The organism is Acinetobacter sp. YH01011 (genome assembly GCF_013420785.1).
Lineage (GTDB): Bacteria > Pseudomonadota > Gammaproteobacteria > Pseudomonadales > Moraxellaceae > Acinetobacter > Acinetobacter towneri.
In genome coordinates, this window is the sequence record NZ_VOYG01000014.1 from 62,348 (window position 1) to 87,273 (window position 24,926).

The window sequence follows — 24,926 nt, forward strand, 5'->3', positions numbered from 1 at the left end:
TCCTCATCATATGCGTAAGATTCATACGCGAAAAATATGGTGATATGCAAGTGTTTTTATCCACTCCCTCAGAAAGAATTCTCTCTTCGGGGGACGTCATCATATAGACTTTTTTTGATTATGGATAGTCTTTGATGTTTGGATGTGTTATCGCATTTTTTCGTTGAAGGCATAAAGTAAAGCAAAAAAAATAAAATGGAAAGTTAATAACCTGAAATTTCAAAATTTATTTGTTGTGTGACATGCTCAACCCGATGCACTTGGGTGCTAAAACTGCCATCTGCATTCAAATGTAACACACGGTAACCCGGTGCCTCAGGCCCAAGCGCAAAGTGCTGGCTATGTGGTTTAAATTGCACGCAGGTCGAAGGCGTAGAGTAAAATTGAATCCCTTGCCATTCATTTAATGAGTCTTGATGCACATGCCCACACAGCACCAATTTGACATTGTTGTGGCGTGCCAATACATCAATTAAGGCTTCGGTATTTTTAAGTTTGTGCTGATCTATCCAGTGCGATTGCATATCAAAAGGATGGTGATGACAGGCAATAATCACCTGCTGCTGCGCATGTTGCTGTAAAAGCTGATCTAACTGCTGTAATTGTGCTGCGTCCATCCAGCCATCAATCCGACCTTTAACCGCAGTATTCAGTAAAATGACACTCCAATTGCCCAACTCAATTGCATGAACTTGATTGGACTGTAAATGGAATGGAAAAACCGCGGCATCATCATGATTGCCCGGAATCTGGAAATGCGGCGTATTCAAAGTCTGCATAAACTGCAAATAACGCTGATAGGTTTCAGCAACAGGGATTTGTGCTAAATCGCCTGTATGGAAAATAGCATCGAGCTGCGGATATTGCTGTTGAATATCGTGCATTACCGCGTGAAAGCTGCGTTCAGGATTCATGTGCACAAACTCTAAATCTTCCTGATTCATGAGGTGCGTATCTGAAATTTGTACAATTGTCCAGCGTTGCTGGTGATTGTTTGAGAATAAAGTCATGCCTGACCCCTTAGACATCCTTCACGGTTTTAATTTGTTGTTGTAACCATTGCAATGCCATGATGACAGGTGCGTTTTTTAGCCGACCATTGGTCAGCAAGTTTGGAATTTCCTGATAATCAAGAATGTGTAATTGAATATTCTCTCCTTCATCTGGCATACCAAACACGCCACCTTCCTGTGGTAACGTGGTGCTCGCACTATATAAGTGGAACAATTCTGCGCATGCACCCGCAGATGGATAAAAACTGAATAAATGTTGTAATTCTTTTAATTCACAGCCCGATTCTTCCAAAGCTTCACGACGAATGCAACTTTCAGGTGATTCATTGCCATCTAGCACGCCTGCAATCACTTCGAGTTGCCAAGGCGAGTCGCAATCATCAATTGCACCAATACGGAATTGTTCAATCAGGGCAAATTTTTGTTGTGGTGCATCATAAATGAGTACCCCAGCCGCTTCAGGGCGTTGAATGAGTTCACGCTGAAGGACTGGGGTATATGTAGTTTGATTAAACAAGCGATGGCTCAGGCTGACTTTTTCAACCTGAATAAAACCACGATACAGGTATTCACGTTGGTGAATCTGTGCATCGTGTTGTCCATAAGTTGCTTGTTGAATAATCTTCATAAATTCTCATCAGGATGAGCAAAGCATAATTTCATCCTAACTGAGATTTTATTGAATACAAACGCTTTTTAAACAAATTAGAGCTTATGGTATAATTTTTGACCATGTTCCTGATAAGCGGTTTTCATGGCTTTGAGACCTGATTCGACCTCTGCATCTACTTGCTCCGTTTTGTTCGCAGCATTTTGATTTTGTGCATAATCTCTCACGTTTTGCGTGATTTTCATCGAACAGAACTTTGGTCCGCACATTGAACAGAAGTGTGCAGATTTATGCGCTTCTTTGGGCATGGTTTCATCATGCATGCTGCGTGCGGTATCTGGGTCAAGGCTCAGGTTAAACTGATCTTCCCAGCGGAATTCAAAACGTGCTTTAGATAAGGCATTGTCACGTGCTTGCGCGCCCGGATGTCCTTTGGCAAGGTCAGCCGCATGTGCTGCAATTTTATAGGTGATGATGCCGTCTTTGACGTCTTTTTTGTTCGGTAAGCCTAAGTGCTCTTTAGGTGTCACATAGCACAACATTGCAGTACCGTACCAACCAATCATCGCTGCACCAATTGCAGAAGTAATATGGTCATAACCTGGTGCAATATCCGTGGTTAATGGGCCGAGTGTATAGAATGGTGCTTCTTTACAGACTTCAAGTTGCAAGTCCATATTTTCTTTGACCATGTGCATTGGTACGTGCCCTGGGCCTTCAATCATCACTTGCACATCATGTTCCCAAGCGCGGTGAGTCAATTCACCCAAAGTTCGCAGTTCGCTGAATTGTGCTTCATCGTTGGCATCTTGAATACAACCCGGACGTAAACCATCACCTAAGCTGAACGATACATCGTAAGCTTTCATGATTTCGCAGATTTCATCAAAGTGTGTGTAAAGGAAGTTTTCTTCATGATGCGCCAAACACCATTGCGCCATGATTGAACCGCCACGCGATACAATACCTGTTAAGCGATTGGCCGTGAGTGGTACATAACGCAATAACACGCCTGCGTGAATGGTGAAGTAATCCACACCTTGTTCAGCCTGTTCAATCAGCGTGTCTTTAAAGATTTCCCAAGTGAGGTCTTCGGCAATGCCGTTTACTTTTTCTAGTGCCTGATAAATAGGTACAGTACCAATTGGCACAGGCGAGTTGCGGATAATCCATTCACGGGTTTCATGGATGTTTTTACCTGTCGATAAATCCATGATGGAATCTGCGCCCCAACGGGTCGCCCAAGTCATTTTCGCGACTTCTTCATCAATACTTGAACCCAGTGCCGAGTTACCAATATTGGCATTGATTTTGACCAAGAAGTTGCGACCAATAATCATTGGCTCACATTCTGGGTGGTTAATGTTGGCAGGAATAATTGCACGGCCTTCAGCCACTTCCTGACGTACAAATTCAGGCGTGATTTCAGTTAAGTTTTTAGCCCCAAAGTTTTGCCCTGGATGCTGACGCATATCGACACCTTCGCGTTGGCGTTGGTTTTCACGAATGGCGATATATTCCATTTCAGGGGTAATGATGCCTTGTTTGGCATAGTGCATTTGGGTGACGTTTTTACCCGCTTTGGCACGACGCGGCTTTTGAATATGGGCAAAACGAATCTCTGCAGTACGAATATCGCGTAAACGCTCTTGACCAAAGGCTGAGCTGAGGGTTTCTAGTTTTTCGGTGTCTTGGCGCTCTTCAATCCAGCTGTCGCGGATGTTCGGCAAGCCTTTGTTCAGATTAATTTCAACATTTGGATCGGTATACACACCAGAAGTGTCATACACCATGAGCGGCGGATTGTGCTCACCGCCTAAGCCTGTTGGGGTGTCGGTCAGTTCGATTTCACGCATTGGCACCTGAATGTCTGGGCGTGAGCCTTGAATATAGACTTTTTTCGATGCTGGCAAAATGCGGGTTAAATCTTTGGCATCTTGCTCGTGTTGAGCAGAAATGTCAGCAGGGGATAGATTCGTTAATTGGTTCATTGCAATGATCCTGAAGAATGAAATCAACGAATCAAGCACGACCAAAAACATTGCAATTGAGTTGTTGAGACTTTAATAGTTCAACATTAACCGTGTGGCTGGGTTTTTAGGTGGCTTGATTCCTACGCAGGTTTTAACCTGATCAGGTTCAACGGTACTTGGGTTTACAGCTTGGTTTGCAGATTTTAGGCTACAAACTCAGCATGGACACAATCTCAGCGAGGAATTACTCGCGCTCCGTCAAGCTGTATAAATAGTAGCACGTTGTTGGTATAAAAGCAGGCTTCGCGCGGCTTTTATTCTTTGATGCCTAATGACAAGTATTTGAGCTTTAAGCGACTTTGGATAATTAGCGAGTAATACAAACGGCATCACTAAAACAATCGCGTTTTGCATGGATGGAGATGTTCTTTAAATTTAAATATTGATGCAACTGTGCATGTACTAAAGCATCATCGCCATATTCACGCTGTTCACGTGCAGTGGGCTGTGCTGCAATTTCAGTGAGTCGTTGTTCACTGCTCATGTGTAAAAAGGCAAGGAATTTACGCGCTTGCTGTGCTAAGGGAGATTTTTGCAACTTTGCCAGTTTTTTAATTTCAAATAATACGGCAGGTTGGATACTGTATTCATCGACATAATCCTGAGAAACAGGACTGTTGACTGTGCCTTTAAACAGCAGCAAGGCATACACTTCGGCTAGATAACGTGCATCCCGTATAAAGTGACTTTTAGGATAACGCTGCACGTAATCTTCCCAAAATAAGGCGCGTTCTGCCAAATCGGCAGCATCAAGGGTGAGTCCACCATCACGCAAGCTGTGCTGCATATTGTCATTGGCCATTCTTTCAATAAAAATCTGCTCGGCATCGGGCATGTAAGGCGCAAAAATAATGGCTAAGTATTGTGGGCTACGACGATAAACCAACTGTGCTTCACCTGCATCGTATAGCTCTAAATAGGCTTGTCCCTTATGTTTCAATAAATATTGATCACGCAAGGCAAAGTTTTCAAAATGACTTTGCTGAATGGTCGGATGCTGCGCCATATCAAAAGCATGTTGATCAAAAGCGGCTTGTTCTGCAGCGCTGCGTTCTACATGCAAAAAGCGTTGATACATTTGGGTCGAAAGATTGAGTAAATTTAATTGCTCATTTAAAGGTAGCAACGGTAGGCAAACTTTTAAATCCTGATTAATTTGTTCTAGCGCAAACGTGGTGCGGGTATTGTCAATTTGCTGCATATTGTGCTGAATGTTTTCACACATTTGGGTCAAATCTACAGGTTCGCTGGCACTGGCCTGTACCTTTGGTGGTTCAGCTACGGGAGGCGTATCTGAATTTTGGCAGGCGAGCAAACACAGACAACTGCCAAGCAGTAGGGCAAGTTTACTGGTGCGAAGAAATTTAACCATTACAGCAATTCAACATGAGTATTCATTCATCATCTAGTGCCTTCATTTAGGCACTATGGATTCCAAAAATTCAAAATGAGTCATTCATACCAAAATTCTAAATTTAAAATATCCGCTGTGAGACACACGGTTTTAGAAGCTTGGGTCGAAGGACAAAGGGAGAGCTTGCATTGTAAAGTCAAAGCCGCGGAGTAAATTGTAGTATTCTGCTAGAGTTTGGTTACATGCCTGTGAGTAAGTGCCACTTTATGCAGTGATTGTTAGCACGTGTATGGCTTTGCTTAAGTATTGCAATGAATTGAAATAATATGAAAAATTATCAAAATTAATGAAAGTCATACGAAAAAAATGCAAATTCGCTTTAGTATGGGCAGTGTAAAATACATTGCAGTAGGATTGACGAAATTACAGAGTGGGTTGATCGAAAAATAATGAAAAAAATGATGTTAGTAACATGCTTATGTTGGATGAGTTCAAGCGCTTTTGCTTTGGATTTAATGCAAGCCTATCAGCGTGCTCAAAATAGCGATCCGACTTGGCGCGCACAGCAATTACAATATCAGGCCGATCAATTAAATTTAGGGCTTGCGCAAGGCAATTTACTGCCAACTGTGACTCTGTCGGGCAATATCACCCGTAAAAGTCAGGAAATGAGTCGAGTCAATATTGCCAGTTCCTCGCCAGAGCTTTTAAGCAGTTCATCTTCAACTTCACGTCAAGTCGCGTTAACAGCACGTCAGCCTTTATTTCGTTGGGATGCTTGGCAAGCCCTGAAACAAGTCAAAACCTCGTTAAGCCTGAGTGAAGTCACCTTACGTTTACAACAACAGCAACATATTTTGAATGTATCAGAAGCGTATTTTAATGTGCTGAGACAGCAGTCTTTAACAACAGCATATTTACAAGAAGAAAAAGCTTTGTTGGAACAGCTCAATATGATGAATGCCAAACTGCGTGAAGGTTTGGTGGCTAAAAGTGAAGTCAGTGAAGCCAATGCGCAATATCAAAATGCACGAGCGAACAGGATTGGAACACATGTGCAGTTGGTTTTGGCACAAGAGCAGTTGGCACAATTGATTGGGCCATATCAAGAAAGTTTGGCAGTTTTGCGAGATGACTTTCAATTTCAAAAACCTGTGCCTGAAAGTTTAGAGGCATGGTCGCAATTGGCACAAACTCAAAATTTGGCTATTCAACAGGCACGTTTGCAGCGACAATATGCCGAAGATGCACGTCGGGTTGAACAAGCAGCACGTTATCCGCAGGTAGAAGCTGTGGGCAGTTATGGTTATGCCAAACAAAGCCCTGAAAGTATCATGTCGCCCGATGGTCAGTTCGATCAGGTCGGGATTGAAATGAACTGGAATGTGTTTAGCGGTGGGCGGGTCAATAAAAATGTGCAAAAAGCAGTGGTTTTGGTACAAAAATCTGAAGCCGAGCTAGATGCAGCAATCCGTAAAGCCAATACCGATGTGAAACAGGCATATTTACAAGTCGAAACTGATCAAGCCAAATTGCAGGCGCGACAGGCTGCAATGAATTCAGCAGATTTAGTGGCACGAGCATCCAAAGCGCAATATCAGGAAGGTTTAAAAACCATGGTGGATGTACTGTTGGCACAGCGTAACGCCTTTTCTGCCAAGCAGGATTATCTCAATGCACAGTATGACTATTTGAAGCATGTGTTACAGTTGAAAGCAGCCGTTGGGCAATTGACTGAACAAGATGTGCAGGAAATGAATGCTTGGTTGATTCGGAAAGCCATATAGGGTCTGTTGACATTTCATAAATGGCTTGCGCTGTAGGCTAAAACTGAGCAGATCAGGCATGAAACGCAGGGAATAGCGAGACTATTGCCAAGTTTCATAACGCAATCTGAGAAAGTTTTAGCCACATGAGCAAGAACAAAGCGTTGCTTTGTTTGCTGCGCAAGGGGGCGAGCATATTTTTGCTACTATTGCTTTATGAGTCAGTCATTTAGAATGACTAAATTTCCTGTCCCATGCCTTATATCAGCTAAAAAATATGCGTTGCCGCAAACATAGACGAAATGTCAACAGACCCAAGTCATTTTGTCATCTGAATGGCTTATGCTGTTTAAAGACAGAAACGATCAGACTTGAGAGTTTGGTGAGAAAATGTCATAAAAACGTCATCATTGCTGTGCTTTAATATTCAATCATTGCGTCAGTCTATCCTTTTGTTGTGGAGTGTATTCCTTGAGTACGAATAATCCTGTGTTAAGTCACCATATTTCTTCTCAGTTCAATGAAGATTTGCAGGATGTAAATACCAAATTTATGGCCATGGGTGGTTTGGTAGAGCAGCAGGTTGCCAACTCGATTCACGCACTCTTGGATACCGATGCAGCCTTGGCGGTAGAAGTTCAGTTCCAAGACAATGTTGTCAATCGCATGGAAACCGAAATTGATGAAGCCTTAACGTTGATTTTGGCGCGTCGTCATCCAGCCGCAATTGATTTGCGTATGGTGATTGCCATGTCTAAAGCCAATACTGACTTAGAGCGTATTGGTGATGAAGCTGCAAAAATTGCCCGTATTGCCCAAAACTTATGTGAAGAAGGTGGTTCGCCACGCGGCTATATGGAAACACGTCATATTGGTAACCAAGTGCGTGTCATGATTCACGATGCACTGGATGCTTTTGCACGTTTAGATGTCGATCAAGCACTGCGTGTTTTACTTGCCGATGCCGATATTGACCGTGAATATCAATCTGCAACACGTACTCTAATGACGTATATGATTGAAGATCCGCGTCATATTTCACGTGTGATTAATGTGATGTGGGTGTTACGTTCGTTAGAGCGTATTGGTGACCACGCACGAAATATTTCAGAACAAGTGATTTATATGGTCAAAGGTTTTGACGTACGTCATACCAGTGTCAAAGAAATTGAAGAAAAAGTACAGGAACGCTAAGTTCAGCTTTTTTGAATATTCAGCCTCATCTAATGATGGGGCTTTTTTTATGGCTTGAAACAGCCGAAATTTTGGATAAAAAAAATCTCAGACTTTGGGGGAAATCTGAGATTGAAATCGGGGATATTTATTATAGTGAGAGATAATTGCTTATCTCCTTGAAAATAAGTATAGGAAAATCACACTCAAGAATCATGTGGTTTATTGTAGTGGAATGTAGCGTTTTATATACAAATGTATTTTTAAATTACATTATTTTTAGTGTGATTATTTTTAAAACTATTCTTTTTGAAATCAATAATTAATCTATTGTTAAGTGTTTTGTTGTGACTATAAAATATACGCTTCAATCGAGAAATAAAAATAGGAAATTAGCTTAATTTTTTGAATCTATTTTCATTTATTTAAAACATTGTTGCGGCAACTCATAATCACAAATGGCATAAAAAAAGAGCCTTCATAAAGACTCTTTTAATTGTAAAATAAACAAGGTTTGAATTTTCCAAAATGAAAAAACAGTACTTGGATTAGTTTTGAGGTTTTAAGCCTTCTGCGACTTCCAAACTGGCATCATTGTTGAGAAACTTCTCACGTTGTTCTTCCAAAAACTTTTTCGCTTCAGGTTCAAACACATTTAAACGCTTTTCATTAATGAGCGTAGTTTGGTGTTTGAGCCATTCCTGCCAAGCCTGTTTAGATACCGTTTCAAGTAATTCTTGACCTTTGGCACCCGGAAAAGGAGCGAAATCCATCGCTTCCATGTCGGTTTGATATTTACGACAAAATACTTGTTTAGACATCTCTCACTTCCTGATTATGCATAAAGTTGAGCAAGACGTGTTTGAGCACGTTCAATTGCCGCTGCAACTTGTGCAGGCGCTGTACCGCCAATATGATCACGTGCATTTACAGAGGCTTCAAGGGTCAGTGCTTTTTCAAATACATCAGCTTGAATTAAATCTGAGAATTGCTGTAATTGTTCTAGGCTAAGTTCAGACAAGTCTTTGCCTTCTTGTACGCCCAATGCTACGGCTTTACCTACAATTTCATGTGCATCGCGGAATGCCACGCCATTTTTTACTAAGTAATCTGCAAGGTCAGTTGCCGTAGAGAAACCACGTAATGCAGCTTCACGCATTTCTGCAATGTTTGGTACTAAAGCAGGAATCATATCGGCAAATGCCATGAGCGAGCCGCGCACGGTATCAATGGCATCAAACAAAGGTTCTTTGTCTTCTTGGTTGTCTTTGTTGTAGGCAAGCGGTTGACCTTTCATCAGGGTCAACAGACTCATTAAATCGCCATAAACACGACCTGTTTTACCGCGCACCAATTCTGGTACGTCTGGGTTTTTCTTCTGCGGCATAATGGATGAGCCAGTGCAGAAACGGTCTGGAATATTCACAAATTTGAACTGTGCCGATGTCCATAAAATCAGTTCTTCAGACATGCGCGACAAGTGCATCATAATTAAAGATGCAGCAGCGTTAAACTCAATTCCGAAATCACGGTCTGATACAGCATCTAACGAGTTTTCAGATACAGCTTCAAAGCCCAACAATTCTGCGGTAAAAGCACGGTCAATTGGGTAAGTGGTACCTGCCAAAGCGGCAGAACCCAAAGGCATACGATTAACACGTTTGCGGCAGTCAATTAAACGCTCAGAGTCACGTACCAACATTTCGAACCATGCCATAAGGTGATGACCAAAAGTCACAGGCTGTGCGGTTTGTAAATGAGTAAAACCAGGCATAATGGTGTGGGTGTTTTTGGCTGCCAAGCTTAAAATGCCGTGTTGTAATTTTTTTAATAATTCTAAAATGGCATCAATTTCGTCACGGACATACAAACGAATATCGGTTGCCACCTGGTCGTTACGGCTACGACCTGTATGTAATTTTTTACCTGTAATGCCAATACGTTGAGTAAGGCGTGATTCGATGTTCATGTGGACATCTTCAAGGTCAATACGCCATTCAAATTGACCTGCTTCAATTTCAGCCTGAATGGTATTTAAACCTTGAATAATATCGTCACGCTCTTCAGTCGTAAGTACGCCTACTTTGGCAAGCATCGTTGCATGCGCAATTGAGCCAGCAATATCTTGTTTATAAAAGCGTTGGTCAAATTGAACAGATGCTGTAAATTCAGCAACAAAAGCATCAGTCGCTTCAGAGAAACGACCGCCCCACATACCCGAAGTTTGGGCTTGTGACGGATTTGAGGAATTAGAAGATGTGGTCATATCGGCTCAATAAAGTAAAAAGCGGTGATTTGGACAAGAGTATAACAAATTCAGATTCACTTGCCGAAGAACAAGCCAATCAAACTTATGCTGATACGCAGGCAGAACAACATGAGCTGTATTTTTTTACGAAAATAGGACGTTGGCAATATCTAATTGAATTATTTATTGGCAGTAATGCCTTGGCAATGGTTTTGGCACTGGCTGAAGCACAAGGTTGGCACGGCTTAAGTTTTGCTCGGGTGCTGCAATACGTACTCTATATCAATTGGGTGGTGTTGTGTTTTGCGGCCTTGGTGGAGTTTTTTCAGGCGCGTTTTTTACGCATGGGCTTGAGTTTATCTTTTTTGGTCAGTTTTTTGCTGCTGCAAGGCATCGTGTTGCTGACCACGCTCAGTTTAAATACCTTGTTGCATTTTGGGCAAAACTTTCATCTACAGCAGTTTGGTATAGATGATCTGTTACAAGGTGTCGGACTGCATTTGAGTTATGGCGTGCTATTGGGTGCGTTTTGCTTTCGTTATATCTATGTCCGAGAACAAGCTATTCAGCAGCGGCATAGCGAATTGCAAGCGCGGGTGCATGCTATGCAGGCCCGTATTCATCCACACTTTTTGTTTAACAGCTTAAATAATGTGATCAGTCTAATTGCAATTGATCCCGATAAAGCCGAGCAGATGCTGCTGAATTTATCACGTTTATTCCGTGCCAGTTTGCAGGAATTAAAACTGGTGAGCCTGAAAGATGAGATTGAACTTTGCCAGCGATATTTAGAGATTGAACAAATTCGTTTGGGTGATCGGTTGGCGGTAGAATGGAAAATTGAACAACCGCAACTGCTCAGTCAGGTACAAATTCCGTTATTAACTTTACAACCCTTGCTAGAAAATAGTATTTTTCATGGAGTTGAAAAAGTTTTAGCAAAGAGTACGATAAGTATATTGATCGAAATATTGCAAAACCAAGTCAATATTGTCATTACAAATCCGTATGTCAGCGATAAAATAAATTTAAGATCTGGACATGGGATTGCACTGCAAAACGTGGAACAGCGCTTAAAAGCGTATTATGGGCGCAGTGTTACTTTCAAAAATTATGCGGGGAATGGTATGTACACCACGGTGCTGCAATACCGTTATAAATAAAATAAGCTGTGATTGCTCTGATTTTTCTAGACTTGATAAAAATAAAGTTATTGACTTAAAAAGGAGGGGAAATGGACATCCTAATTTGTGATGATGAGCCTCTAGCTAGAGAGCGATTATCACGTTTGGTCACTCAACTGGGGCATCATGTGGTGGCAACGGCAGCTCATGGGCAACAGGCGATTGAACTGGCGGATGAACATCAGCCGGATGTCATATTATTAGATATTCAAATGCCGGGAATGGATGGTCTAAGTTGTGCTCAACATTTGCGTGAGCTTGACCCTATGCCAGCCATTGTGTTTTGTACCGCTTATGATGAACACGCACTTGATGCGTTTAAATCCAATGCGGAAGGCTATTTGTTAAAACCGATAATGCAACAGGAATTGCAACAGGTTTTAGATCATTTAACAAAACTCACGCAAGCGCAGATGAGTCATTTAAAACAAAAAGAAAATATGGACGAATTAAAAATAAAACGTCACCAAATCGCGGCGAAAACCTATCGCGGTGTAGAATTGGTGCCAATAGAAAATATCTACTATTTTTTAGCTGATCAGAAATATGTCACTGTGCGTCATAAAAATGGCAGTGTCCTGATTGATGAAACGCTGAAAGATTTAGAAACCGAGTTTGGTGATCAGTTTATTCGGATTCACCGAAATGCCTTGGTCTCGATTCAGTTTTTGGAGGGGCTAGAAGTGGTCAATTCAGGACAGTATCAGGTACGTTGCCGTGAGCTAGATGAGCGTTTGGCTGTTAGCCGACGACATTTGCCTTTATTGCGAGAACGCATCCAAAAACTCTAATTTGTCAGCATCATCGCAGATGAATACGCAACAGATTGATAAATCGGTAAAGAAATAGACTTGCATTTTTAGGGGATCAGGTTAAGTTTAGATGAACTTATTTATCTTGCTTAGCCACTATGATGAAAACCCTGAAAATTGCAACTCGACAAAGCCCGCTTGCGTTATGGCAGGCCGAACATATTCGTGCCCGCTTGGAAGCACTGCATGCCGATTTAACCGTTGAGTTGGTGACCTTTGTCACGCAGGGCGATAAAATTTTAGATACCCCATTGGCAAAAATTGGGGGCAAGGGACTGTTTGTTAAGGAATTAGAAGCTGCTTTGATGGATGGTCGTGCCGACTTGGCGGTGCACTCCATGAAAGACGTGCCGATGGCACTGCCTGAGGGCTTAAGTTTGGCGGTCATTTGTGAACGTGAAGACCCGCTGGATGCTTTCGTGTCAAATCACTATGCGCATTTTTCAGATTTGCCACAGGGCGCTAAAGTGGGTACATCTAGTTTGCGCCGTAAATGCCAAATTTTGAAAGCACGCCCAGATTTAGAAATTATAGATTTACGCGGTAATGTGGGAACACGTTTATCTAAACTGGATGATGGTCAATATGATGCCATTATTTTGGCCAGTGCAGGTTTGAAACGTTTAGGTTTGGAGCAGCGTATTCGTCATACTATTCAGCCTGATCTGAGCTTACCTGCCGTTGGGCAAGGCGCTTTAGGTTTGGAGTGTCGTAGCCAAGATCAGGCGGTATTGGATTTGATTTTACCGTTGATGGATGCAGACACCAATGTTTGTGTACGTGCGGAACGTGCCTTTAATGCCTATTTGGAAGGTGGTTGCCAGGTGCCAATTGCAGGCTATGCAACCTTACAAGATGGTCAATTACAGATAGAAGGCCGTGTTGGCAGTGTCGATGGGCAAACTATTTTAAAAGCCGTACAAGTTGGTGCGCCTGAACAGGCAGAACAATTGGGTGAACAATTAGCTCAAGCCTTATTGGCGCAAGGTGCAGGTGAGTTGCTCAAAGCTTTGTACCAATAGTGGTCTGTTGTTTTAAGCCATGATTTTTATCAATACTCGCCCGCAGGGGCGTGCTGAAGGGCTCAGTCAGGCTTTGCAACAACAGCACATTGAGGTGATTGATTTGCCGTTGTTGCGCTTGTCAGCACGGCCTTGGTCGGCTGAACTAGCCAGTCTGTATGCCCAATTGCCTAATACGCATATTATTGTGGTGGTTAGCCCAACAGCCGTTGAAATTGGGATGGCGTATTTGGCTCAAAGTCATCTGCAATTGCAGGATTTACAACATATTCGTTGGGTGGCTGTGGGTGAAAAAACTGCGGAAGTGCTGCGTGAATATGGAGTGCACAGCGATATCCCACAGGTGGAAACCTCTGAGGGGATGCTGAGCTTAGCTAGCTTGCAAAACTTGGCAGCAGGTACGCAAATTGCATTTTGGCGTGGCGAAGGTGGGCGACAATTTATGATGCAAACACTGCTTGATCAGGGGATGCAGATCCATAATTTTGTATTGTATCGGCGGGAGTGTCCTGCCAGTTCTATTGAAAAAATGCAGGCAGTACGCGCACGTTTAATACAATCTTCAGAATTTATCATGATGATTAGCAGTGAAGCCAGTTGGTTAAACTGGCTGAGCTTGATTCAGCAGGATTTCGATCTACTGAACAAAGGTTATTATTGGGTATTGGGTGATCGTTTAGAGAAAATTTTGCTCGATTATCAAACGCAGCATCATACAAAATATAACGTATTCAAGTTGACCCATTTAAAAACAGAATTAATATTGCAGCAAATGATGCGTATGCAAGGAAAACTATGAAAAAACTGGTTGTGATAGTGGTGTTGATCGCTTTGGTCTGGATCGTCAAATTAAGTTTTGATGTGATGCAAATTTCAGCGCAACAACAGCAACTCAGTCAAAGTTTGCATCTTGCAGAAAAAACCAATGCCAATTTAAATGATCAGTTGGTGGCTTTGCAGCGCCGTAATTACACCCAAGATGCACCAGAACAGCCCGCAGTATCCAGCGCTGTGCAGCAAGAAGATGCGATTCAACCAGTAGATATGGTGGCGCAGCAATTGGATTTGGTGGAATTTTCCTTACAGCAACAGCAATTTCACTATGCGACTGAAAAACTGGCAAATTTAGATCGTGAGTTGAACGAATATGCTTTAGCCCCTGCTTTGAAACAAAGTTTGCACCAAGTCATTCAGCAAGATCAGAAACAAATTCAACAATTCATAACAACACGTGATGCGCAATATCAACAAGTAAGTCAGTTGTTGCAACAGTTAGATCAACAATTAAAACAGCAAGCTCAACAGCCTGAGCTGAACCCTGCCGATGTCGATGATCGTTTTTTTTGGCAAAAATGGCTGAGTATTGAATCTGCCAAGCAACCTGCGACACAGTTGATGCAGCGTCAGATTATTTTAAAAGAAGCGCAATTGCGTCTATTGCTGGCTCGACAAGTCTTTATGCAAGGTCAATATGTGCAATATCAACAAGAAGTGAATGACATTATTCAGTTATTACAACAATTGCCTGATCAGAAAGCACAACAATTGGTTCAGCAATTAGAAAAAATTAAAAACTTAAATATCGTTCCAACGCCGAGTTTAAAAACACGTGCTTTATTGGGGGCGGTATAAATGAAACAGATTTTACTCGCCTATGTGGTGGTCAGTATTGTACTGGTCGCTTTGCTGAGCGTACTGAGTTATGGGCATGGTTCAGGCTATGTTTATGTGTATTGGCGCGAATGGCAATTGCAAACCAATATTTGGTTGTTGTTGTTCTTTTTCTTGTCGATTAGTGTTTCGCTACAAATTTTATGGTTGTTGTTAAAGCGCTATTTTAGCCGTGAACAGCGTAAGGTTGAAACAGTATTTAACTTTAAAAATCTGCATCCATATGAGCAATTGGCGGTCATTTGGTTGCTAGATGCTGCAGAAGATCAACACCAGTTTATTCGACAGGTGTTTGCCCAGTCAGGTTTGCTCAAAGGAGTGATGGAAGCACGTATGCACTCCATCCAACAGCAATATCCGCAAGCGTTGGCTGCCTTAAATCAAAGCAGTGCCATGGCGTTTGAGTTGGCAGAAATACAGCGTATTGAAATTTATTTAGCGCAGCAACAACCTGAACAAGCTTTGACGCATTTAGAGTTTTTGAATCAGCACGAATTATCGCCGTGGTTATTTAAAGTCAAAACGGCTTATCAAAAACGTTTAATTGCCTTGTGGGGCGAATTTGCCACGCAATATCCTTGGCATTATTTACGTTCGACCAAATACGGGCATTTAGATGCAGACACCAAGCAAAAGTGGCTGACTGAGTTATTAACCCAATTTGAGCAGGCTGATGCAGAAAATTTACAGGCTTTGCAGCAGCGTTATAGTGATTTAAGTGAGCAGATTTTCAGTCAGTCTTATGCCATTCAGGTGTTGTGGTTGAAGTTATTGTCGCGTCTGCCTGATTTGGCCGCACAACATGAACGTCTTGCGGTACAGATGTTGAGTGAACAGTTTAATCAGGAAGTGTTTTATTTATGGTTCCAACAGCAGTTGTTAAAACAACAACCTGATTATGCCAAAATTGAAAAGCAAATAAATCTGTGGGAACAGAAATACCCTGCATTACCTGTATTTAGTTTTGCCAAATGGCATATTTTTACAGCAACAGCGCGTTATTCAGAAGCCGAGCAATTACTGGATTTATATCCTGAACACGTATTAATGAGTTATTTAAGAGTTAAATCTAATTTAAAAGATCAGCCTGAATTATTAAAACAGTTAAATTTAATCTTTGAAAATAATTCTAATTTTGTCGAAATTAAAATTTAAAGGTGAGTTGTGTTAACACTAGCAGATTATCCAATTGTTTTTGAGCAGCGTGTCGCATGGGGAGATATGGATGCTTTTGGGCATGTCAATAATGTGATCTATTACCGTTATATTGAAAGTGCGCGTTTATATTATTTAGACCATTTAAAAATTTTACAGCAAGATGTTTTGACGGTGATTGCCTCAAATCAGTGCAAATATATACGCCCCGTGGTTTATCCTGATATTTTAAAAATTGGTGTTCGGGTAGAAGAATTGCGTAATAGTGCCATGCGTATGCATTATTTAATCCACAGTGAAGCACAGCAAATGGTGGTGGCAGAGGCAGATGCGGTGATTGTATGTGTAGATCGCGTCAATATGCAAAAAACCTTAATCCCTGAAAATGTACGCGCGGGTATTCATAAAATAGAAAAAACCGTACAGCATATTCTTGATTAAATTTTAATAATCAGTTCATAATATGTCCGACTGTTATTTATATGTAGAGTAGTAGATTTTTTATTGACGCTTCGGTTTGATAAAAATAGAATGAATCTGCTTAATTTAATAACTGAATATAAAAAGCATAGTTTTTGGAGTAAGTATGATGCCTGATATTAGCAATTTGTCTGTAGAACAGTTAAAGCGTTTACAAGCTGAAGCGGAAGCATTAATTGCCACGAAAAAAGATCAAGCAATTGAAGATGCCTATAATCAAATTTTAGCGATTGCAGACAATTTGGGTTTAAGCATTGAGCAGATTTTGGAAGTTGGCGAAAGCAAGCGTAAGAAAAGCCCACGTAAAACTGTAGCGCCACGTTATCGTAGCAAAATCAATTCTACAGATACTTGGACTGGTCGTGGTAAAAAACCACGCTGGTTAGTCGCTGAATTAGAAAAAGGCGCAAAACTTGAAGATTTTCTAATCTAAGCTTCATCAATTTGTCATTGATTTGACTTAGAGTTCAAAAACCAAGCAATACGGCTTGGTTTTTTTATCTGTATCAATTGGCGACGCCGAAAAAGTGTGCATAATGTGTGAGTGTTATAAAAAGTCATTCATAGAAAAATTAGTAAGGTTGGTCGTGGTGGCATGATAAAGAAACCCAAATACATCACGTGGTGGATTTTCGCCCTCATTGCATTTTTGTTTTTTGTGTTATTACAAATTCCAGCAGCGTGGTTAATTTCAAAATTTTATAAAAATAATCAGACCTTACATAATGTGAGTGGCAATATCTGGAAGGGGCAAGCCGATTGGCATAAGGGACAGTTACGTGGTTCTTTAAGTTGGAATACACGTCCTTTAGATTTAGTTTTATTGCGTGTCGCTGCCGATGTTGAAGTGCATAGTGGTAATACTAAACTCGAAGGCATTGTTGGCTATCGTTTTGGTAGCGTCTTGGTGCAATCTTTAGATGGGCAAGTTGCGCCAGAAACCTTAAAAAGTATTGTGGATTGGCAGTGGCCAAGTAATGCGATTCAACTCAAAGACATTCATTTGAATTTTAAAAAACAGCAAGGCTTCACCAAAGCCAAAGGACAACTGCAGTGGGCGGGTGGCGAATTGCTGTATCGTTTTGCTCAGCGCCAAGACCGTATGAATATCCCTGCGTTAAAAGGCAGTTTGTCCGATGAAAATGGCAAACTGTTATTTGATATTCGCGATCAACGTGAACAAAAAATGCTGAATATTGCGCTTGATCAAAGCTTGATGCTAGATGTGCAACTCACGCAACGCTTATTGATGAATATCGCCTCTTATGAAGGCAAAGCGGGCTTAGATACCTATGTGATCAGCACTCGCCAACCTCTATTAAAAGGAGGTTTCTAATGCGTACACTCTCTGAACGATTAGGGAATTTGCACTGGAAGCAGTTTGATCGTGCTGCGCCAGTATTTTTAGCTTTTTTGATTTTGTATCTGTGTTGGAAACTGGCGAGTTTATTTTGGTGGGTTGTTGCGCCGCCCCAAGTCATGCAAATTGATCGGGTGGAGTTGGGTTCACAGCAACCACAAATCCCGAATATTACCTCCTTTGCATTGTTTCAAGAACTTGGGCGCAGCAACACTGCCGATGATCAATTAAATATGACTTTGCAAGGTGTAGTGGTTGGGCAGCCGAGTCAGTTTTCTTCTGCGGTCATTAAAGTGAATGAGGTGGCAGAGCGTTACCGTGTGGGTGATGTGATTGATTTGAGTCAGTACCAATTGGCAGAAGTCTACTGGGATCGGGTTATTTTACGTCATAGCAGTGGCGCGACGCGTGAAGTATTGTTTAAAGGTATTGAAAATGGTTTAAATCAACCTATCGCACCTTTAATTCCAAGTGGTAATCAAGCTCCTGTAACTGCACCTACGCAGTCCGCACAACCGAATAATGCCATTGGACAGGCAGTGCAGCGCATACAGGAAGATCGCGAACAATACTTAAAAGAGATGGGTGTTGAAGCAAATACGGGCAATGGTTATGAAGTGACTACACGTACGCCAGCCGCTTTAAGAAATAAACTGGGTTTACAGCCAGGTGACCGTATTTTGTCTTTAAATGGGCAAAACGTCGGGCAAGGACAAAGCGATGCACAATTGCTTGAACAGGCACGTCGTGAAGGTCAAGTGAAATTAGAAATAAAACGTGGTGATCAAGTGATGACCATACAACAAAATTTTTAAATGGATCGGCATCGTAACTACATGCAGAGACATATTTAGGGTTAGGAAACACAGTAGATTATGGCTTTATTGAATTATGAGCGTCCATTTTGGGCATTACTGGCTGCTGCACCGCTTGTTGCAATGGTGAGTACTGCAAGTCATGCGCAAACCTGGAAAATTAATTTACGTGATGCGGACTTAACTGCATTTATTAATGAAGTGGCCGATATTACGGGCAAGAACTTTGCAGTCGATCCGCGTGTGCGTGGCAATGTCACGGTGATTTCCAACAAAGCCCTGAATAAAAATGAAGTCTATGACCTGTTTTTAGGCGTATTGAATGTGAATGGTGTGGTGGCAATACCATCAGGCAATACCATTCGCCTTGTACCTGACAGCAATGTAAAAAGCTCAGGCATTCCCTATGATGGTCGTCAAAATGCGCGTGGTGACCAAATTGTAACGCGAGTGATTTGGCTAGAAAATACCAATGCCAATGACCTGATTCCTGCTTTACGTCCGCTCATGCCTCAGTTTGCGCATTTGTCTGCGGTCGGGGGCACCAATGCTCTAATCGTGTCTGATCGTGCCAGTAACATTTATCAGTTAGAAAGCATTATTCGTAACCTAGATGGTACGGGGCAAAATGACATTGAAGCGATTAGCCTGCAATCCAGTCAAGCTGAAGAAGTCATTGGCTTGCTTGAGTCGATGAGTTCGACAGGGGCAGCGAAAGATGTTAAAGGTTCGCGTGTGCGTATTGTGGCGGACAACCGTACCAATCGTATTATCATCAAAGGCGATACCGCAACACGTAAACGCATTCGTCAAATGATTGAAATGATGGATGTGCCTGCGGCAGATCGTTTGGGTGGTTTGAAGGTTTTTCGCTTGAAATATGCCAGTGCACAGAATTTAGCAGAAATATTGCAAGGTCTGGTTTCAGGACAGGCGGTGAGCAGCAGCTCTAATGCAAATAGCAACAGTAACAACAACAGTGCTAGTAATTTAAGCAGCACCAATAACAACACAGGTAATTCATCGACTATTTCCACCCCAAGTATTAATTTGGGTGGCAGCTCGAATAGCAACAATCAAAACAACATCACCAGTTTTAATGGTAATGGTGTCAGTATTATTGCCGATGGCTCGCAAAATGCTTTGGTGGTCAAAGCCGATCCGCAGTTGATGCGTGAAATTGAATCGGCCATTCAGCAACTAGATACCCGTCGTCAACAAGTGTTGATTGAAGCTGCGATTATAGAAGTGGAAGGTACCGATGCCGACCAATTGGGTGTGCAGTGGGCATTGGGCGATTTAAGCAGCGGTATCGGTCTAATTAATTTTGACAATATTGGTGCAAGTTTAAAAAATGTTGCTGCAGGCTATTTAACTGGTGGTGCAGCAGGCGCAGGCAGTGCGATTGGTGCAGGTACGTCATTGGTGTTGGGTGATTATCGTGAAGGTCGTGATGGTTCACGCAAGCTATATGGTGCGATGATTCAGGCCTTGAAGGAAAAAACCAAATCCAATTTATTGTCTACGCCATCTATTGTGACCATGGACAATGAAGAAGCCTATATTGTGGTTGGTGAAAACGTTCCTTTTGTAACAGGTTCATTATCTACCAATGGTGGTGTGGCAAATCCGTATACCACTATTGAACGTAAAGATGTCGGGGTTACTTTAAAAGTCGTGCCACATATTGGTGAAGGCGGAACACTACGCTTGGAAGTTGAACAAGAAGTGTCAGATGTCAAAGCCAATAAAGGTCAGGCGCAGGATTTAGTCACCAGCAAACGCGCAATTAAAACTTCTATTTTGGCCGAGCACGGACAAACCATTGTCTTAGGTGGCTTAATTTCTGATAACTCGGTTTATAGTCGTCAGGCTGTGCCAGGTTTGGGTGCTATTCCAGGGTTGGGGCGTTTATTCCGTTCCGATGGTCAATCTAATCAAAAACGTAATTTATTGATTTTTATTCACCCAACCATTGTGGGAGATAGTCAGGATATTCGCCGTATTTCGCAGCAGCGTTATAGCCAATTGTATAGCCTTCAGTTGGCAATGGATGCCGATGGTAGCTTTGCTAAACTGCCTGAGAATGTTAGCGATGTTTATCAGCAGCGTTTGCCTGTATCTCGAGTTGCGCCGCAAACAGGAACTTATCAAACCTTACCATCAGCAGTGTCTGCAAACCGCACAGCAACGGTGGTGAGCACCCCTGTTGCGATTGAGCCTGCGGTACAGCGCCAAAACGTAGTTTTGCCGCAGCAGGAAGTCAGCAAAACTAAAAATACAGTCACTACGACCACAATTCGCGCTACACCTTAATCGTATCCTGCGCAGATTGTGGTTGAGGGCATGTTATGATGTCGCCAAATCACACGAGAGAAGTTATTTATGACTTGGAAAATACAAGCAATTAGCGGTGAATTTACTGGCCAAGAAATTAGTATCGACCGTGATATGTTGGTGGGGCGTCATCAAAGTGCAGATTTGGTGCTGCAATCGGCAGAAATTTCACGTAAACATGCGGCTTTTTTACTTAAAGAACAAGCGCTGTATGTGCAAGATTTAAATTCTTCCAACGGCACTTTTGTAAATGATTTACGCATTGCCGATGAAACCTTACTTAAAGAAGGTGATATCGTCCAATTTGCCAGCTTAAAGTTTTCAGTATTTGCGCCTGCGGTTGAATTGGAACATGCGGCAGATGTCGCCAAAACTGCTGAAAAAGTCACAGCACAAACAGAAAAAACACCTGCACAGCAAATGAACGAGCAGGGAATGCCTGAATTGAATCAACGTGACAGTTCTGTGCAATTAAACCGTGATGGTATGCCGCAAGGCGTGGCAGTACCAAAACCAGCACCTATTCCAGAAGGCGTGGATATTCATGCAGTTCCAGCAGAGCCAACACCTGTGTCTGTCGAGCAGCCTGTTTCTCGTGTGGAACAAGAGAAAGAACAGCAAAAAAATGCTTCTGTTGGCTTGATTTCACTGATTGTCTTGGTGATTTTGGCAGTTTTGGCTTGGCTATTGTTTAAATAAGCAGCCTTTGCTTTACAATCAAGGCATGCGATCGCATGCCTTTGTTCATTTAGGGGGAAGAATGTCTATTGCTCAGCTTGATACACGTCAAGTCATTTTATTTGATTTAGATGGCACTTTGGTCGATTCTGCGACAGATTTATACCGCGCCATGAACATGAGTTTAAATGCACTGCAACTGCCTTTGGTAACACTGGAACAAGTGCGAACTTGGGTGGGGAAGGGAACTGCGGTATTTTGCAATAGTGTCTTATCGCACTTAATGGGCGAAGTTCATCCTGAACAGCAACAACAGCTACTGAACACCTTCTTAGAAATTTATAATGCCGATCCGTGTATCGACACACAACCATTCCCGGGCATTATTGAATTTTTGGACTGGGCAAAAGCACAACAAAAAACCTTAGTTTGTGTGACCAATAAACCTGAACTACCTGCTCGTGCCATTGTTGAAGCATTAGAGATGCAACACTATTTTGCTGATGTGATTGGTGGAGATCGCTTTGAGGAGCGTAAACCACACCCGCGTCAATTGCTGCATTGTGTTGAACATTATCAAGTGGAGAAGTCTCAAGTCTTGATGATTGGTGATTCTTCTAATGATGTTGAAGCCGCGCGTCGAGCGGGGATTGATTGTATTGTGGTCAGCTACGGCTATAATCATGGTGAGCCGATTGCCAATTGTCAGCCGCAACAAATTGTGGATAATTTAACTGAATTGTTAAATATTTAAGATTCAAAAATCAAATAATTTTACGCTAATTGCTATAAAGGATATCAATATGAGTCAGGCTGTAATGTCCATATTTCGATGGCGACGCTAGTCAATCTACAACCGTCCTTCACTTCGTCTTATCGAAAACATTGCTACATCGAAATATAGAGAGCTTCACATGACCACTCTGACTCAATTTGAACAACTTAAAGCAGCAGGCTACAACCTCATTCCTGTATATCGCCAGCGTTTGGCCGATACCGAAACTCCATTGTCGGTATTTGCACGTTTGAAGCAGCATCAACAAGCCTATTTGTTTGAGTCTGTAGAAGGTGGTGAAAACTGGGCACGTTATTCAATTATTGGTTTGGGTGAATCTACAGTTTTCTCCTGTAATGCGGGTGAACTCACCATCCAACATGCTGACGGTTCAATCGAAAAACAAACTTGTGCACAGCCGTTTCAGTATATCCGCGATTTTCAAGCGCAATTTAAAGTGCCTACGCAAGCTGACTTGCCTGAATTGCCAAGCTTTACAGGTGGTTTGGTGGGTTATTTTGGTTACGATGCAGTGCGTTATATCGAACCGCGTTTAAAAAACGTGCCTGCAGCAGATCCAGTCGGTTTGCCTGATATTTGGATGATGTTGTCTAAAACAGTCATCGTGTTTGATAACTTAAAAGATACCTTGTTCTTAATTGTGCATGCCGATGCAGCACAGGCAGATGCCTATAACAAGGCACAACAGCAGCTCGATGCACTAGAAGAAATTTTAGCAACCCCGATTAGTCTAAAAGCAGAAAAACATACGCCACCACATTTTGAATCGCTTACAGGCAAAGAAAAATTCTTGGCGACCATTGATACCGTCAAAGAATACATTCGTGCAGGCGATGTTATGCAAGTGGTGCCTGGACATCGCATGGTGTCAGATTTTGATGGTGAGCCGTTACAGGTTTATCGCGCCTTACGTCACCTTAATCCATCGCCGTATTTGTTTTTGGTGCAGGGCAAAACCTTGGCTGACGACCAACCGTTTCATATAGTCGGTTCATCACCTGAAATTTTATCGCGTTTGGAAAATGGCATTGCAACCGTGCGCCCTTTAGCGGGTACACGTCCGCGTGGCAAAACCAAAGAAGAAGACTTGGCTTTGGAACAAGACTTACTGTCAGATGAAAAAGAAATCGCTGAACATTTAATGCTGATCGATTTAGGTCGTAATGATGTTGGACGTATTGCCAAAATTGGTAAAGTGCAAGTCACCGATCAAATGGTGATCGAACGTTATTCGCATGTCATGCATATTGTCTCCAATGTGCAGGGTGAAGTGCGTGATGATGTAGATGCTTTGGATGTTTTTCAGGCAACCTTCCCCGCAGGCACGCTTTCAGGCGCACCAAAAATTCGTGCTATGGAAATTATTGACGAAGTTGAGCCTGTAAAACGTGGCGTTTTCGGTGGTGCTGTTGGTTATTTAGGCTGGCATGGCGAAATGGATATGTCGATTGCCATTCGTACCTGTGTAATTCGTGAAAATAAGGTCTATGTGCAGGCAGGCGCAGGTCTAGTTGCGGACTCAAATCCTGAATCTGAATGGAATGAAACCCAAATAAAAGCTCGCGCAGTGATCAAAGCGGTTGAATTATCATCAAATGGATTGATTTTATGAGTTTTTAGCGTTTTTTTTGAAAAAAACACTTGCACGGATTTCAAGTTTTGCTAAACTGCACACCGTTCCGATACGAAACGTACGAAACACTAAGAAACGCCGGCATAGCTCAGTTGGTAGAGCAACTGACTTGTAATCAGTAGGTCCACAGTTCGAATCCGTGTGCCGGCACCATCTTAGGGAGTTTGAGTTGTTAAGTAAAGAACGAACACTGAGTAAGTGTGAAAATGGTGGGATTCCCGAGCGGTCAAAGGGAGCAGACTGTAACTCTGCCGCGTAAGCTTCGAAGGTTCGAATCCTTCTCCCACCACCATTAACTTCGATAGAAGTGGTAATTACCAACATAGATGCGGGAGTAGCTCAGTTGGTAGAGCGGCAGCCTTCCAAGCTGCATGTCGCGAGTTCGATCCTCGTCTCCCGCTCCATCGAAGGATTTGTCGCTCTTATAGCTCAGTGGTAGAGCACTCCCTTGGTAAGGGAGAGGTCTCGAGTTCAAATCTCGATAAGAGCTCCAGATACAGTTTAGCGATTATTCGCACAAGATTTTCAAAAAGCAGGCTTATTAGTCTGCTTTTCAAGTATTAGGTGTCTAGTTTTTTAGGCGATATGTCGGGGCAGAGTTTTACTCAGCATTGTGTTCGACGTAAACGAGGAAGATGAACATGGCTAAGGCTAAGTTTGAACGTAATAAGCCACACGTTAACGTGGGCACAATCGGTCACGTTGACCATGGTAAAACAACTTTAACAGCTGCGATTGCTACAGTATGTGCACGTAAGTTTGGTGGTGAAGCGAAAGATTACGCTG

At 42.3% G+C, this 24,926-nt stretch carries 23 protein-coding genes, 4 tRNA genes and 1 riboswitch; of the genes, 21 read left to right on the forward strand and 6 right to left on the reverse strand.

Annotation, left to right across the window (positions count from 1 at the left end; all coding sequences use genetic code 11):
* Window positions 1-203: 203 nt before the first annotated feature.
* The 4 genes from cpdA to FTT78_RS10575 all read right to left on the reverse strand — a co-directional run bounded on the left by cpdA (window position 204) and on the right by FTT78_RS10575 (window position 5,028).
* Window positions 204-1,010, reverse strand: a complete 807-nt coding sequence (gene cpdA / locus FTT78_RS10560; protein ID WP_004975727.1) for a 3',5'-cyclic-AMP phosphodiesterase — start codon at window positions 1,008-1,010, stop codon at window positions 204-206.
* 10 nt (window positions 1,011-1,020) lie between these two features.
* Complete coding sequence (locus FTT78_RS10565) at window positions 1,021-1,641, reverse strand: NUDIX domain-containing protein (RefSeq protein ID WP_004975729.1); 621 nt, start codon at window positions 1,639-1,641, stop codon at window positions 1,021-1,023.
* Window positions 1,642-1,718: 77 nt separating this feature from the next.
* Window positions 1,719-3,614: a phosphomethylpyrimidine synthase ThiC gene (gene thiC, locus FTT78_RS10570; RefSeq protein WP_180044220.1), complete on the reverse strand. Its 1,896-nt coding sequence runs from the start codon at window positions 3,612-3,614 to the stop codon at window positions 1,719-1,721.
* Window positions 3,615-3,716: 102 nt separating this feature from the next.
* Window positions 3,717-3,864: riboswitch (TPP riboswitch) on the reverse strand.
* 99 nt (window positions 3,865-3,963) lie between these two features.
* Entirely contained in the window at window positions 3,964-5,028 is a 1,065-nt protein-coding gene (locus FTT78_RS10575) for a hypothetical protein (RefSeq protein ID WP_131260985.1), read from the reverse strand.
* Window positions 5,029-5,459: 431 nt separating this feature from the next.
* Here FTT78_RS10575 and FTT78_RS10580 point away from each other — a divergent pair, with 431 nt between their 5' ends.
* Window positions 5,460-6,797: a TolC family outer membrane protein gene (locus FTT78_RS10580; protein ID WP_104852922.1), complete on the forward strand. Its 1,338-nt coding sequence runs from the start codon at window positions 5,460-5,462 to the stop codon at window positions 6,795-6,797.
* Between the two features lie 450 nt (window positions 6,798-7,247).
* The gene (phoU, locus tag FTT78_RS10585) at window positions 7,248-7,970 is read left to right on the forward strand and encodes a phosphate signaling complex protein PhoU (RefSeq protein ID WP_004975736.1); all 723 of its coding nucleotides are present in this window, start codon (window positions 7,248-7,250) and stop codon (window positions 7,968-7,970) included.
* A gap of 527 nt (window positions 7,971-8,497) precedes the next feature.
* Here phoU and FTT78_RS10590 read toward each other — a convergent pair.
* Together FTT78_RS10590 and argH are read right to left on the reverse strand one after the other, a co-directional pair.
* The gene (locus tag FTT78_RS10590; protein WP_004975738.1) at window positions 8,498-8,770 is read right to left on the reverse strand and encodes an oxidative damage protection protein; all 273 of its coding nucleotides are present in this window, start codon (window positions 8,768-8,770) and stop codon (window positions 8,498-8,500) included.
* Between the two features lie 14 nt (window positions 8,771-8,784).
* Window positions 8,785-10,215 (reverse strand): argininosuccinate lyase, encoded by a 1,431-nt coding sequence (gene argH / locus FTT78_RS10595; RefSeq protein ID WP_171458207.1) that lies wholly within the window; start codon window positions 10,213-10,215, stop codon window positions 8,785-8,787.
* Between argH and FTT78_RS10600 the strand changes: the two genes are divergently transcribed.
* From FTT78_RS10600 to FTT78_RS10690, 19 genes are all read left to right on the forward strand, one after another.
* On the forward strand, window positions 10,206-11,360 hold the full coding sequence (locus FTT78_RS10600; RefSeq protein ID WP_167845708.1) for a sensor histidine kinase: 1,155 nt from the start codon (window positions 10,206-10,208) through the stop codon (window positions 11,358-11,360). The two genes, argH and FTT78_RS10600, sit on opposite strands and share 10 nt — an antisense overlap.
* A 71-nt stretch (window positions 11,361-11,431) precedes the next feature.
* The gene (locus FTT78_RS10605; protein ID WP_104852924.1) at window positions 11,432-12,172 is read left to right on the forward strand and encodes a LytTR family DNA-binding domain-containing protein; all 741 of its coding nucleotides are present in this window, start codon (window positions 11,432-11,434) and stop codon (window positions 12,170-12,172) included.
* Window positions 12,173-12,294: 122 nt separating this feature from the next.
* Window positions 12,295-13,215, forward strand: coding sequence for a hydroxymethylbilane synthase (gene hemC / locus FTT78_RS10610; protein ID WP_168418407.1), 921 nt, complete (start codon window positions 12,295-12,297; stop codon window positions 13,213-13,215).
* Between the two features lie 19 nt (window positions 13,216-13,234).
* Window positions 13,235-14,014, forward strand: coding sequence for a uroporphyrinogen-III synthase (locus FTT78_RS10615; RefSeq protein ID WP_180044218.1), 780 nt, complete (start codon window positions 13,235-13,237; stop codon window positions 14,012-14,014).
* The gene (locus FTT78_RS10620) at window positions 14,011-14,847 is read left to right on the forward strand and encodes a hypothetical protein (RefSeq protein ID WP_104852926.1); all 837 of its coding nucleotides are present in this window, start codon (window positions 14,011-14,013) and stop codon (window positions 14,845-14,847) included. The genes FTT78_RS10615 and FTT78_RS10620 overlap by 4 nt, the downstream gene beginning before the upstream one ends.
* Window positions 14,848-16,041, forward strand: a complete 1,194-nt coding sequence (locus FTT78_RS10625) for a heme biosynthesis protein HemY (protein ID WP_178865958.1) — start codon at window positions 14,848-14,850, stop codon at window positions 16,039-16,041.
* Window positions 16,042-16,050: 9 nt separating this feature from the next.
* Window positions 16,051-16,482, forward strand: a complete 432-nt coding sequence (locus FTT78_RS10630) for a thioesterase family protein (protein WP_096901909.1) — start codon at window positions 16,051-16,053, stop codon at window positions 16,480-16,482.
* A 145-nt stretch (window positions 16,483-16,627) separates the two neighbouring features.
* Window positions 16,628-16,954 (forward strand): H-NS family nucleoid-associated regulatory protein, encoded by a 327-nt coding sequence (locus FTT78_RS10635; protein WP_004975751.1) that lies wholly within the window; start codon window positions 16,628-16,630, stop codon window positions 16,952-16,954.
* Between the two features lie 162 nt (window positions 16,955-17,116).
* Window positions 17,117-17,857, forward strand: a complete 741-nt coding sequence (gene gspN, locus FTT78_RS10640) for a type II secretion system protein N (protein ID WP_096901906.1) — start codon at window positions 17,117-17,119, stop codon at window positions 17,855-17,857.
* The gene (locus tag FTT78_RS10645; protein WP_004975757.1) at window positions 17,857-18,696 is read left to right on the forward strand and encodes a type II secretion system protein N; all 840 of its coding nucleotides are present in this window, start codon (window positions 17,857-17,859) and stop codon (window positions 18,694-18,696) included. Before gspN ends, FTT78_RS10645 begins: the two co-directional genes overlap by 1 nt.
* 60 nt (window positions 18,697-18,756) lie before the next feature.
* Window positions 18,757-21,012: a type II secretion system secretin GspD gene (gene gspD / locus FTT78_RS10650; protein WP_131260972.1), complete on the forward strand. Its 2,256-nt coding sequence runs from the start codon at window positions 18,757-18,759 to the stop codon at window positions 21,010-21,012.
* Between the two features lie 69 nt (window positions 21,013-21,081).
* Entirely contained in the window at window positions 21,082-21,732 is a 651-nt protein-coding gene (locus tag FTT78_RS10655) for an FHA domain-containing protein (protein WP_167845712.1), read from the forward strand.
* A gap of 61 nt (window positions 21,733-21,793) precedes the next feature.
* Window positions 21,794-22,465 (forward strand): phosphoglycolate phosphatase, encoded by a 672-nt coding sequence (locus FTT78_RS10660; RefSeq protein WP_004975764.1) that lies wholly within the window; start codon window positions 21,794-21,796, stop codon window positions 22,463-22,465.
* Window positions 22,466-22,625: 160 nt separating this feature from the next.
* Window positions 22,626-24,119 (forward strand): anthranilate synthase component I, encoded by a 1,494-nt coding sequence (trpE, locus tag FTT78_RS10665; RefSeq protein ID WP_180044216.1) that lies wholly within the window; start codon window positions 22,626-22,628, stop codon window positions 24,117-24,119.
* 98 nt (window positions 24,120-24,217) lie between these two features.
* A tRNA-Thr gene (locus tag FTT78_RS10670) sits at window positions 24,218-24,293 on the forward strand.
* A gap of 55 nt (window positions 24,294-24,348) precedes the next feature.
* Window positions 24,349-24,432, forward strand: a tRNA-Tyr gene (locus FTT78_RS10675).
* A 36-nt stretch (window positions 24,433-24,468) separates the two neighbouring features.
* A tRNA-Gly gene (locus tag FTT78_RS10680) sits at window positions 24,469-24,544 on the forward strand.
* Window positions 24,545-24,558: 14 nt separating this feature from the next.
* Window positions 24,559-24,633 (forward strand) — tRNA-Thr (locus FTT78_RS10685).
* A gap of 148 nt (window positions 24,634-24,781) precedes the next feature.
* The coding region (locus FTT78_RS10690; protein WP_257218308.1) for a GTP-binding protein at window positions 24,782-24,926 on the forward strand (145 nt) is incomplete at its 3' end.

Bases quoted from the DNA above. Each gene is read 5' to 3' on its own strand.
- cpdA (WP_004975727.1), bottom strand. From the start codon at position 1,010: ATGACTTTATTCTCAAACAATCACCAGCAACGCTGGACAATTGTACAA.
- FTT78_RS10565 (WP_004975729.1), bottom strand. From the start codon at position 1,641: ATGAAGATTATTCAACAAGCAACTTATGGACAACACGATGCACAGATT.
- thiC (WP_180044220.1), bottom strand. From the start codon at position 3,614: ATGAACCAATTAACGAATCTATCCCCTGCTGACATTTCTGCTCAACAC.
- FTT78_RS10575 (WP_131260985.1), bottom strand. From the start codon at position 5,028: ATGGTTAAATTTCTTCGCACCAGTAAACTTGCCCTACTGCTTGGCAGT.
- FTT78_RS10580 (WP_104852922.1), top strand. From the start codon at position 5,460: ATGAAAAAAATGATGTTAGTAACATGCTTATGTTGGATGAGTTCAAGC.
- FTT78_RS10590 (WP_004975738.1), bottom strand. From the start codon at position 8,770: ATGTCTAAACAAGTATTTTGTCGTAAATATCAAACCGACATGGAAGCG.
- FTT78_RS10600 (WP_167845708.1), top strand. From the start codon at position 10,206: ATGTGGTCATATCGGCTCAATAAAGTAAAAAGCGGTGATTTGGACAAG.
- argH (WP_171458207.1), bottom strand. From the start codon at position 10,215: ATGACCACATCTTCTAATTCCTCAAATCCGTCACAAGCCCAAACTTCG.
- FTT78_RS10605 (WP_104852924.1), top strand. From the start codon at position 11,432: ATGGACATCCTAATTTGTGATGATGAGCCTCTAGCTAGAGAGCGATTA.
- hemC (WP_168418407.1), top strand. From the start codon at position 12,295: ATGAAAACCCTGAAAATTGCAACTCGACAAAGCCCGCTTGCGTTATGG.
- FTT78_RS10615 (WP_180044218.1), top strand. From the start codon at position 13,235: ATGATTTTTATCAATACTCGCCCGCAGGGGCGTGCTGAAGGGCTCAGT.
- FTT78_RS10620 (WP_104852926.1), top strand. From the start codon at position 14,011: ATGAAAAAACTGGTTGTGATAGTGGTGTTGATCGCTTTGGTCTGGATC.
- FTT78_RS10625 (WP_178865958.1), top strand. From the start codon at position 14,848: ATGAAACAGATTTTACTCGCCTATGTGGTGGTCAGTATTGTACTGGTC.
- FTT78_RS10635 (WP_004975751.1), top strand. From the start codon at position 16,628: ATGATGCCTGATATTAGCAATTTGTCTGTAGAACAGTTAAAGCGTTTA.
- gspN (WP_096901906.1), top strand. From the start codon at position 17,117: ATGATAAAGAAACCCAAATACATCACGTGGTGGATTTTCGCCCTCATT.
- FTT78_RS10645 (WP_004975757.1), top strand. From the start codon at position 17,857: ATGCGTACACTCTCTGAACGATTAGGGAATTTGCACTGGAAGCAGTTT.
- gspD (WP_131260972.1), top strand. From the start codon at position 18,757: ATGGCTTTATTGAATTATGAGCGTCCATTTTGGGCATTACTGGCTGCT.
- FTT78_RS10655 (WP_167845712.1), top strand. From the start codon at position 21,082: ATGACTTGGAAAATACAAGCAATTAGCGGTGAATTTACTGGCCAAGAA.
- FTT78_RS10660 (WP_004975764.1), top strand. From the start codon at position 21,794: ATGTCTATTGCTCAGCTTGATACACGTCAAGTCATTTTATTTGATTTA.
- trpE (WP_180044216.1), top strand. From the start codon at position 22,626: ATGACCACTCTGACTCAATTTGAACAACTTAAAGCAGCAGGCTACAAC.